This is a genomic window from Maribacter luteocoastalis (assembly GCF_048890225.1).
Classification (GTDB): domain Bacteria; phylum Bacteroidota; class Bacteroidia; order Flavobacteriales; family Flavobacteriaceae; genus Maribacter; species Maribacter luteocoastalis.
In genome coordinates this window covers 456,211-467,749 of record NZ_JBMFZG010000001.1, presented here as the reverse complement: position 1 = coordinate 467,749, position 11,539 = coordinate 456,211, and the positions used below count along the sequence as shown (strand labels likewise).

Sequence of the window (11,539 nt, the reverse complement as noted above, 5' to 3'; positions counted from 1 at the left end):
ATGAAAAGAGTCACATTACCCATAGCAAGTTTATTTCTAATCCTATCTATTTCTTGCAAGGAAGACAAAGCAAGTAAAAGCACTAGCTTGGAAAAAAAGCCCGAGCACGAACAAATGACCAAAACCGATTTAGCTTCATTTTCAAATGAAACTTCTGAAAAAGTATTCCAAAATTATCAACTACTTCGAGTGGCATTGGTTAATTCTGACTTGGGCGAAGCAAAAAATGCTGCCCAGAAACTTACCCAGGGTTTAGAAGAGGGTCAGGAAGATTTAAAGTCACTTTCCTTAGCAATGATGCAGGCCGATGATATGGAAAAACAAAGATCCTTGTTTTCAGATTTGACTGAAAAGGTAACCCCATTGTTAAAAGAGACTATTGAAGGAGGGGAGATTTATAAACAATATTGCCCCATGGCCTTTGAAGGTAAAGGAGGATATTGGATATCCGATGTTGCCGAAATAAGGAATCCCTACTTTGGTGATAAAATGCTTACTTGTGGAAAGGTCATGGAAACCATAAATTAAAAAATATACAATGCCCCAAGATGGATTTTGATACTGATCTAGATATTCAATGGTAAATTATATTTGACTTTAAAAAAGTAAAATTTGAATAGATGAAACACACCTATAAAATAACAGGAATGAGCTGTAATGGTTGCAGAAAACATGTGGAAGAAGCACTTTCTCAAGTTGAAGGTGTGTCCAATGTATCTGTGGACTTGGAAAAGGCGGAGGCAACCATAGAAATGGATTCCCATATCCCGATTGAGCGTTTTAAAGATACACTTGCGAATGACGGGGGTTCTTATGGCATACATATTCTAGGGGAAGTGCATGAAAATCACAAGCATGAAAATCAGAGACCTAAGGGCAAGGGTACCGGTACTTTCTACTGTCCCATGCACTGTGAGGGGGACAAAACCTATGATAAACCGGGCGATTGTCCCGTTTGTGGAATGGATTTGGTAGAGGAGCAAAGTACTTTTTCATCTCCTTCAGGGGAATGGACATGCCCCATGCATCCAGAAGTAGTAAAAGATGAGCCTGGTGCTTGCCCAATTTGTGGAATGGACTTAGTACCCAAGAAACCGGAAGTTTCCGCTGAGCATAGGAATTATAAAAAGTTATTGAAGAAATTTTGGGTTGCAATGTCATTTACCCTCCCCATTTTTTTGATAGCTATGAGTGAGATGCTACCTAATAATCCACTATATAAGGTCATGGAGCAACGGTGGTGGAATTGGGTTCAATTCGCGTTCTCCATTCCTGTGGTGTTTTATGCAACATGGATGTTCTTTGTACGTGCGTTTCGAAGTATCAAGTCTTGGAATCTTAATATGTTTACGCTGATTGGAATAGGTGCAGGGGTGGCTTGGACCTTTAGTGTATTCGGTATGCTGTTTCCAGATATTTTCCCAGAGCAGTTCAAGACAGAATCTGGAGTGGTACACGTATATTTTGAAGCCGCTACTGTTATATTGACCTTGGTCTTAATGGGACAGGTATTGGAGGCACGTGCCCATAGCAAAACTAATTCTGCAGTAAAGGAATTGCTAAAGTTGGCACCAAACAAAGCGGTAAAAATAGTGAATGGGGAGGAAAAGGAGGTGTCTATTGATACCATTGAAATAGATGATATCCTAAAGGTGAAGCCAGGAGAAAAAATTCCCGTAGATGGAGTTATTATCGAAGGAAATACATCGGTGGATGAATCTATGATCACTGGTGAACCTATCCCGGTACAGAAATTTATAGGTGATAGGGTAAGTAGTGGAACTTTAAATGGGAACCAATCATTTTTGATGAAGGCAGAAAAAGTAGGTGCTGACACCTTGCTTTCACAGATTATAACTATGGTAAATGATGCCAGTCGTAGTCGTGCACCGATTCAAAAATTAGCGGATACGGTTTCCAGTTATTTTGTTCCTATTGTAGTTGTTATTTCGGTTATCACTTTTATAGTTTGGGCTGTTTGGGGTCCAGAACCAGTATATGTGTATGCCTTGGTAAATGCCATTGCTGTTTTGATTATTGCTTGTCCCTGTGCCTTAGGATTGGCTACCCCTATGTCCGTAATGGTAGGTGTAGGGAAAGGTGCCCAGAACGGGGTATTGATTAAAAATGCGGAGGCATTGGAGAAAATGGATAAGGTAGATACCTTGATCGTGGATAAAACAGGCACCATTACCGAAGGAAAACCTACTGTAGGGAAAATAGGGGTTTTTGGTGATGAATTTGAAGAATCCGAGATACTTTCTTATATAGTGTCCTTAAATAATTCAAGTGAACATCCCTTGGCTGAGGCCACAGTGAATTTTGGGAAGGAACATGGGGCGGAAATCAAAAAAGTAGAGCACTTTAATGCTGTAACGGGCAAGGGTGTTGAAGGAACTATAGCCGATAAAAAATTGAGCCTTGGCAATGCTAAAATGATGGTTCATGCCCATGCCAAGCTGGAAAAGGGGATGCAAGAAGAAGCAGAAACGTTTCAAAAGCAAGGGAGGACCGTATCCTTTTTGGCTATTGAAGGAAAAATATCGGGTTATGTGGTTATAGGTGATAATATCAAAAAAAGCAGTGCCACAGCAATTAAAATTCTTCAAAAAAAGGGTATTAAGGTTATTATGTTTACCGGTGATAACCCGAATACAGCGAAGGCTGTTGCCAATGAATTGAATCTGGATGATTTTAAGGCAGGCATGTTACCTGAAAACAAATTAGAAGAAGTTGCAAAGCTTCAAGATTCTGGTAAGGTAGTTGCTATGGCTGGTGATGGTATCAACGATGCACCAGCGTTGGCTAAAAGTGATGTGGGAATTGCTATGGGTACGGGTACCGATGTGGCTATAGAAAGTGCTATGATTACTTTGGTCAAGGGAGATCTTCATGGAATTGTAAAAGCACGGAATTTGAGTGATGCTGTTATGAGGAATATCAAGCAAAATCTATTTTTTGCCCTCGTTTACAATACCATTGGTATACCGGTGGCTGCTGGAGTTTTATACCCAGTTTTTGGAATACTGTTGTCGCCAATGATAGCTGCATTGGCCATGAGTTTTAGTTCAGTTTCCGTAATTGCCAATGCCTTGAGGCTAAGAAGTAAAAATATTGATTAAGAATATGGTAAAAAGAAAAATAGCGGTTAGGGTTAGAAAGGCGCATAGATATCTTGGTTTATTTCTAGGTGTCCAATTTCTTATGTGGACTATAAGTGGGCTTTATTTCAGTTGGACGGATATTGACGAAATACATGGTGACCATTTTCGTAAGCCATCTAATGAAGTCACATCTTTTAAGGATTTGAAAAGTCCGTCAGATATGGTAAAGGGTCAATCTATAACTTCCGTAGAGTTAAGGAGCATAGCGGGAAAACCATTTTATTGGATAAACCGGAAACAACTTTTTGACGCCCAAACCGGTATATTTAAAAAGGAAATCTCCAAAGATGAGGCACTTTCTATCACAAAAAAATATATGCTACCCGAACTTAAGGTGTCCCATATTGAGCGTATTGAGGAAGTAGGAAGGCATAGTGAATATCGCGGTAGACCATTACCTGCCTATGCTATTTCATATGATGCTCCAGAGAATATTGTAGCATATGTGTCGGTAAAGGACGGGGCTTTTCAGGCATTACGACATCGAGATTGGAGGTGGTTCGATTTTCTTTGGATGACGCATACGATGGATTATAAGGGGAGGGATGATTTTAACACCTTAATACTTAGGACCTTCTCATTATTGGGACTAGTAACAGTGCTGAGTGGTTTCCTTCTTTGGTTTACAAGTTCCCCTACCGTAAGAAAGATTAAAAAGAAATAATAAATTGTATCGTAAGGAAATTAAACATATTGAAATGAACAAAAATGTCTTATATATTGGTATTGCCATAATCGTTGGACTTTTTATTGGCTGGTTAATTTTTAGTGTCCCAAACAAAGGGGAAGTACAAACTAAATCTGTTCATGAACATTCGGGAGAGACTGCGGTACAACGGTGGACATGCTCTATGCATCCACAAATTATAAGGCCTGAGCCAGGTGATTGCCCAATATGTGGAATGGATTTAATACCTCTTGAATCGGATGTAGAAGGGTTGGCGTTGAATGAAATTAAAATGACTAAAAATGCCATGGCCCTGGCCAATGTGACTACCACTGTTGTTGGGACAACTTCTTCCGGCCTTGAAAATATAGGTTCATTGTCAGGGAAAATAGAGGTTAATGAAGAAGCCAATACCATACAGTCAAGTTATTTTGATGGTCGGTTGGAACAATTATACATAGATTATGAAGGTCAAGAAGTAAAAAAAGGGCAACTCTTGGCTACAATTTATGCCCCTAATTTGGTGGCGGCACAACAAGAACTGATAACATCACTTTCCTTAAGAGAATCACAACCTGCACTTTATAACGCTGTTCGAAACAAATTAAAGCTTTGGAAACTTTCAGAGGAACAAATAAACAGTATTGAAAAGTCAGGAAAGGTAAAGGAAAACTTTCCCGTGTACGCTTCTGTTTCTGGGACAGTTACCGATAAAATGGCTTTGGCGGGGGATTATGTTAAACAAGGTCAGCCTCTATTTAAAGTTAGCAGCCTTAGTTCGGTTTGGGTAGAATTTGATGTTTATGAGAATCAAATTTCACTATTCAAAATAGGTCAAAAGATGACTATTATTGCTGCCGCATATCCTAATATGGAGTTCAAGGGTACGGTATCCTTTATTAACCCTGTTTTGGACACCCAAACACGTACTGTTTCCTTACGAGCCACTTTATCTAATGAAGATGGTCTGTTTAAACCAGGGATGTTTGTAAGGGGAAGCATAGAAAATACGAACTATGATGTTGACGAACAAAAGCTAGTTGTGCCAGCTACTGCAGTAATGTGGACTGGCGAACGTTCTTTGGTATATGTTAAGATGAATGGAAGCCAACCTGTATTTCAAATGCGCGAAATAAAGCTGGGAAATAGGAGAGGGGAGACTTTTACTGTAGTTTCTGGATTAAAAAATGGAGAGGAAATAGTTACTAATGGTGTATTTACGGTGGATGCTGCAGCACAACTTCAGGGTAAAAAATCTATGATGAATCAGGGTGATGAAGATATGGGTACAGGAGATACGCCTAATACCATGAAAATGGAGTTTCCTATAGCATTTCAAAATGATTTTCAAAGGGCATTACCGTATTATTTTAAAGTTAAAAATGCTTTTGTTGAAGGTAACGCTCAAAAAGTGTCAGACTATGCTACTGAAACATTACCAAAACTTACGTCGATAGATGTATCGGTGCTAAATAAAATGGAAAAATCGCATTTCATCAAAATAGTACAAGCATTAGAAAAAATTTCTATTGAAAAAGATCTGTTATTACAACGTGATGATTTTGTAATCCTGAATGAAAATTTGGTTCCGATTGTGTTTAATATTGGAAAATTGGAAGGCACTGTTTTTGTTCAAAAATGTCCAATGGCCAATAGCAATAGAGGTGCTTTTTGGTTAAGTAGCGAAAAAGAAATTCGAAATCCTTATTACGGTGATCAGATGATGACATGTGGTAGTGTGATTGATATTATTAATTAGTTTCATTTTAAAACCTCTTGATATCGGGAGGTTTTAATTTTTAGAGTCTAATTGATTTCTTACTTTTCACAAAAGATACTTTGTGTATTTGACATTTTCGTCATTTCATATGATAAAGGCCTTGATTTTCTTCCCATATCTTTCATAATGCTACATTAGTATTCATGGTGTATAGCTTACGGACTGTCTTGATTCTTATTCAGTAATAACCGGTAAATTATTTTTAAAAATTAGCTCAAATTGCTGAAAAACTTAAAAATTGGCAGTGTCTTATGAAAATAACTTTCTACCACTACTTTTCATTTAGACTTATTTATTTAACTGACATAGGTGTTTTTTGCCTGTATTTGATAACATATCATTTTTAGATGATCACAAAAATTAAAAGAGGAGATTTTTTACTTTTAAAAATGAATGGTACTGAGGATTACTTCTACTTTATTGATTTTTTATTTAAAATATAAGTAGCCGTGTTGTAAGTAATTATCAATGGTATTTTAAGATTAATACTTCAAAAATATTAGTTGTTTGGCGTTGTCTTTAGTTCTAAGTAATATTAATATGACAGCTAAATGTTTATAAAACCTAATTAATCATAATTATATTCAAAATAAAATATTAAATTATGATATTAATTAGTTAAAATAATATTAACAACAAATTGCTCGTGAATAAGTAAAAAGACTTCAAATGGTGTCTGTCCATACAAATAATAGCTTAAAATTCATGAATTTGAGAGTGGTAATCGCTTAAATAATTAAATGTTAAATTTTGTTAGGGTAGTTTTATGAACTTTATAAAATATGGGTGTAAAACATTCATATTAACCAAAAATACTCACGCTGGATTATGCTTTTTAATATTTCAGTTTTCAATTATAACTAACAACAATCAATATTAACTTAAACTTAAATTATTTATGAAGAGTACATTGCTAAAGGGGTTTTTGCTTGCTGGAGCATTTTTATGTTTCGGATTGGTAAAGGCCCAAACAGTAACCGGAACAGTTTCTGACGCAACAGGACCGCTTCCTGGGGCATCAGTTCTTGTTAAAGGGACTACGAATGGAACCCAAACGGATTTTGACGGAAATTATGCAATTAACGTTGCAGATAATAATTCGGTGTTAGTATTTAGTTACATTGGATTCAAAACCGTAGAAGTGCCTGTTAACGGGCAAACAACCATTAATTTGACAATGGAAGAAGATGCAGCTGCCTTAGATGAGGTTGTTGTAACTGGTTATGGAGCTCAAAGTAAGCGAGACGTAACCGGATCTGTTTCCACTGTAGATGTAGATGAATTAACCGCAGTACCTGCAACAACTTTTGCCCAACAATTACAAGGTAGGGCAGCAGGTATTGGTATTGTCAACGATGCAACACCAGGGGGTGAGGCAACGGTACGAATTCGGGGTTTTGGTACTATTGGTAACAATGACCCATTATATATTATAGATGGGGTGCCTTCAAGATCACAAGCTAACTTGAATCCTGGTGATATAGAATCTTTACAAGTGTTGAAAGATGCTTCTGCAGCCTCTATATACGGTTCACGTGCTGCAAATGGTGTTATAATTATAACTACCAAAAAAGGTAAGTTAGGCAAGCCAGTGATTAGTTATGAGACTTATTATGGTATGCAGAATGCGGCAAATGATGTAGAAGCCCTTAATGCTGCAGAATTAGGCGAGTACTTGTATTTGGCCGATTTATATGCTGGTAAAACACCAAGTCACGGTCAATATACCTTTGGACCAAATGGAGAAGTGACAATACCTGATTATGTTTTTCCTAGTGGAGCAAATGAAGGGGATGCTGGAACAGATCCTAGTCTATATGCTTTGGAGCCGGGTAATATTTACGCTATTACCCGTTCTGCTGATACGAACTGGTGGAAAGAATCTATTAGGTCTGCACCTATTCTTAATCATCAAGTATCTGCTTCTGGAGCAACAGAAAATGCACGATATGCTTTTATTTTAAGTTATTTTGACCAAAAGGCGATTACTAGGGATGTAAGCTATAATAGAACATCCATACGTGCAAATACTGAGTTTAAGGCGTTAAATAACAAATTGACCATTGGAGAAAACTTAACGGTAAGTTTTGATAACCGTAAAGGAGGATTTGTGAATGATGAAGAACAAAATACAGTCTCTGGGGCATACAAGCATCACCCATTGTTACCTATTTACGATATTGCTGGTAATTTTGCTGGTAGTAGGGGTGCGAATCTTGGAAACAATTTTAACCCGGTAGCCGTGTTAATTAGAGATGCAGATGACAGAACGTACAGAACTAGGGTCTTTGGAAATGTTTTTGCAGGTTTGGATCTCACGGACAATCTAGAACTTAAATCCAGTTTTGGTGTAGATGCAACTAACAATAGGGGAATTAACCTAAGAAGGCCTCAGCCAGAATATGTAGAAGGTAATTTTATTAACGGATCAACTTCTTCTAATGCTTATGAGTACCAATGGCAGTGGAATACTGTACTAACGTATAATAAGACGTTTAATGAAGTTCACAACGTAAATGCCTTTGTTGGTATAGAAGGAATACAGGCCTTTGGTGAATTTTTTGAAGCAGGTAGAAACCAATTTGCATTTGAAACAACTGATATTCTTAGGTATTTAAGGTTGGGTGATGCCACAACATCTTTTAACGATGGTGCCGCGTTTATAGATTATAGCTTATTCTCTCAGTTTGGTAAATTTAATTATGATTATGATGGTAAATATTTAGCTCAAGTTATCTTAAGAAATGACTCCTCTTCAAGATTTCAGTCGGCCTCTAGAAGTGCATTCTTTCCAGCTTTTAGTTTAGGTTGGAGGGTTTCAGATGAATCTTTTATGGATAATATAGATTGGATTGATGAGATGAAATTGAGATATGGTTGGGGTAAAACAGGAAATCAAGAAATTGGTGACTATAATGCTTTTACTACCTACAGATCAAATATCTTCAATGCAGGATATCCCATAGATGGATCTACAAGTGCACCAACTATTGGTTTTGATGCTGCAGGTTTTGGAAATCCAGATGCAAAATGGGAAACTACAACCTCCAATAACTTTGGTTTGGATTTATCTATGTTAGGTAGCAGGTTAAATGTTAACTTGGATGTTTGGGATAGGGTAACCTCAGATATGTTATTTAGATCTCCAATTACGTATAGTGCTGGGGATGCAAGTGCGCCTTTTTTCAATGTAGGGGAAATGACCAATAAAGGGGTTGATTTTGCCATAAATTGGGATGAGAAAAAAGGAGACTGGGGCTATGGCATTGGTTTTAATTTCTCCCAATACAAAAATGAAGTTAAAAGGTTAAGTGAAAGTGCTGATACAAGATTATTTGGTGATGCATCGAGGGTTCCTTCACTTACTGTTACACAAGCAGGATCTCCAATATCATCATTCTTTGGATTTAAAACCGAAGGCATATTCCAATCCCAGGCAGAAGCTGATGCATGGCCAACCTATGGTGATTATAATGCACCTGGTAAGTTAAAAGTTTCTGATATTAATGGTGATGGTGAAATTAATGATGATGACCGGACTATAATTGGAAGTCCGCATCCAGATTTCACATATGGTATTAATTTGGACTTTAGTTATAAAAACTTAGCCTTGAACATTTTTGGTAATGGTTCCCAAGGAAATGACATTTACAACTATGTACGATACTTTGCTGACTTCAATACCTTCCAAGGAAATAGGTCTCAAAGAGCTTTGTATGATGCTTGGCAACCTTCTAACCCAACTGCACCACGCAGTCAATGGGTAGCGGCGAATCCAAATGCATCAGTACCTATTATGGATGCAAATGATCAGGTAAGTAGCCGTCCTTCATCATACTTTATAGAAGATGGTAGCTATTTTAGGTTAAAGAATGTTCAATTAACCTATAGTTTCCCTCAAGAATTAATGGATGATATTGGTTTGTCAAATGCTCAAATTTATGTTCAGGGACAAAATTTGGCTACTTGGACAAAGTATACAGGATTAAACCCAGAGATACAAGCAGCCAATAGAGATGACGCTACCTTAGGTTTTGATGGTGGTTTTATGCCAGTCGCTAAAACCTACACTCTAGGATTAAGAGTTAGTTTTGATTAAATAAAAAGATTGTATTGTGAAAACATTCAAAACAAATAAATTTTAAAAAATGAAAAAGATTAATCTAATTATTACAGCCTTGCTAGGATTCATGGGTTTGATTACTGGCTGTAGCGATGAATTTTTAACCCGAGAGCCAGAGGGGCAATTTGGACAACCAAGTTTACTCACGCCAGATGGTGTTGAGGGGATTTTGTATGGGGCATATGCAATGATAGACGGTGCAGGCTTGGACGGTACGGCAGATTGGAACGTTACCGTTGAGAATTGGGCTTTTAATTTGGCGTCAGATGATGCTCTTAAAGGAACAGATGCTGGTGACCAACCTGAGCAATCCTTTATAGAGGCATACGATTTTCAAGCTTTCAATGGCCATATTACCAATCGTTGGAGATCGTTATACAAGGGTATAGCAAGAACTAATGATGCCATAGTTTCAGCTAAGGCAGTGGAGGAAATTGATGAGGCTAGAAGGGCTCAGATTATTGCAGAAGCCACCTTTTTGAGGGCGGTTTTTCATATGGAAGCAAGGAAAATGTGGAGAATGCCACCTTATATAGGAGATGATGTTTTTGATATTAATGATGTAAACAGTACGTTGGTACCAAATGATCGGGAGATTTGGCCTTTGATAGAGGCAGATTTTGAGGCAGCTGTAGCGGTATTGCCTGTTTCACAATCTCAGGTTGGTAGACCTACAAAATGGGCTGCCAAAGCATTTTTGGCAAAAGCCAAGGTATATCAAGGTTTTAATACTGACGGTTCAGCCAATATCGCTAAATTGCAAGAGGCTAAGCCTATTTTGGAGGATATCCTTAATAATGGCCCATTTAGTTTGGTAGATAATTTTGAGGACAACTTCTTGGTATCGACCCGTAATAATTCTGAATCTATTTTTGAAATACAATATGCGGTTAGTAGTGCAGCTGATCAAGCTTCGTCAAGAGGTATGGGTTTAGCACATCCATATACTGATCCATGGGGCTGTTGTGGGTTTTATCAAGTTTCCCAGAACTTGGTCAATGCTTATCAAACCGAGGGTGGTCTTCCGTTGTTGGATGCTTTTGATGCCACAGATGTATCTTCAGATACTAATGATGATGGTTCTTCTGTTGTTACAACCACTCTAGATCCAAGGCTAGACCATACTGTAGGTAGACCAGGAATTTTATATAAAGGATTTAAGATCTATCAAACGGATTTTGTCCGTGACTTATCCTATGCAGGACCATTTTTCTCCAAGAAACATGTAGCCGAACCTGAAGGTTTTGGTATTGGAGGATGGGGTAACCTTACTGCGAATAATTATCGATATATGAGATTGGACATGATCATTCTTTGGTTGGCAGAGGTAGAGGTAGAACTTGGAAACCTAGAAGCCGCTAGAGGATTGGTAAACCAAATAAGGACCAGGGCGGCTAATCCAGCTGGGTTTGTGCCTAATGCTGTACAAGGAGAAAGCAGAAATGATTTTACAGTTGAAGAAGGAGTACCAGCTGCAAACTACAATATTGCAACTTATGATAGTCCATGGACTGATCCAATTGAAGCTCGGAAAGCAGTTCGTTTTGAGACCAGATTGGAGTTTGCAATGGAAGGCCATCGTTTTTGGGATTTGGTAAGATGGGGAATAGCGGCAGAAACACTAAACGCTTATATTGCCAGTGAATCTAATCATAGGACCTATTTAAGTGGAAGGTCATTTACTGCTAATAAAAATGAATACTTCCCAATACCTTCACAAGCGATAGATAGATCATTTAAAGAAGGAACTGCTACATTAACACAAGACCCAGCCTATTAAATTGAACAAGTATTAATAATACTAT

The 11,539-nt window shown here is 37.7% G+C and carries 6 protein-coding genes; all 6 read left to right on the top strand.

What is annotated here, in order from left to right:
- The 6 genes from ACOCEA_RS01980 to ACOCEA_RS01955 all read left to right on the top strand — a co-directional run bounded on the left by ACOCEA_RS01980 (position 1) and on the right by ACOCEA_RS01955 (position 11,514).
- The gene (locus tag ACOCEA_RS01980; protein ID WP_420754514.1) at positions 1 to 528 is read left to right on the top strand and encodes a DUF3347 domain-containing protein; all 528 of its coding nucleotides are present in this window, start codon (positions 1 to 3) and stop codon (positions 526 to 528) included.
- A gap of 92 nt (positions 529 to 620) precedes the next feature.
- Positions 621 to 3,122: a heavy metal translocating P-type ATPase gene (locus ACOCEA_RS01975; RefSeq protein ID WP_420754513.1), complete on the top strand. Its 2,502-nt coding sequence runs from the start codon at positions 621 to 623 to the stop codon at positions 3,120 to 3,122.
- A gap of 4 nt (positions 3,123 to 3,126) precedes the next feature.
- The gene (locus ACOCEA_RS01970) at positions 3,127 to 3,828 is read left to right on the top strand and encodes a PepSY domain-containing protein (protein ID WP_420754512.1); all 702 of its coding nucleotides are present in this window, start codon (positions 3,127 to 3,129) and stop codon (positions 3,826 to 3,828) included.
- A 34-nt stretch (positions 3,829 to 3,862) separates the two neighbouring features.
- Entirely contained in the window at positions 3,863 to 5,590 is a 1,728-nt protein-coding gene (locus tag ACOCEA_RS01965) for an efflux RND transporter periplasmic adaptor subunit (protein ID WP_420754511.1), read from the top strand.
- A 919-nt stretch (positions 5,591 to 6,509) separates the two neighbouring features.
- Positions 6,510 to 9,710 carry a SusC/RagA family TonB-linked outer membrane protein gene (locus ACOCEA_RS01960; RefSeq protein ID WP_420754510.1) on the top strand — a complete coding sequence of 1,067 codons (3,201 nt, stop codon included), beginning with the start codon at positions 6,510 to 6,512 and terminating at the stop codon, positions 9,708 to 9,710.
- Positions 9,711 to 9,759: 49 nt separating this feature from the next.
- A complete protein-coding gene (locus tag ACOCEA_RS01955) occupies positions 9,760 to 11,514 on the top strand; it encodes a RagB/SusD family nutrient uptake outer membrane protein (protein ID WP_420754509.1) in 1,755 nt (584 codons plus the stop codon).
- Positions 11,515 to 11,539: the final 25 nt, after the last annotated feature.

Excerpts from the sequence above, each read along its gene's own strand:
- ACOCEA_RS01980 (WP_420754514.1), top strand. The coding sequence starts at position 1 with ATGAAAAGAGTCACATTACCCATAGCAAGTTTATTTCTAATCCTATCT.
- ACOCEA_RS01975 (WP_420754513.1), top strand. The coding sequence starts at position 621 with ATGAAACACACCTATAAAATAACAGGAATGAGCTGTAATGGTTGCAGA.
- ACOCEA_RS01970 (WP_420754512.1), top strand. The coding sequence starts at position 3,127 with ATGGTAAAAAGAAAAATAGCGGTTAGGGTTAGAAAGGCGCATAGATAT.
- ACOCEA_RS01965 (WP_420754511.1), top strand. The coding sequence starts at position 3,863 with ATGAACAAAAATGTCTTATATATTGGTATTGCCATAATCGTTGGACTT.
- ACOCEA_RS01960 (WP_420754510.1), top strand. The coding sequence starts at position 6,510 with ATGAAGAGTACATTGCTAAAGGGGTTTTTGCTTGCTGGAGCATTTTTA.
- ACOCEA_RS01955 (WP_420754509.1), top strand. The coding sequence starts at position 9,760 with ATGAAAAAGATTAATCTAATTATTACAGCCTTGCTAGGATTCATGGGT.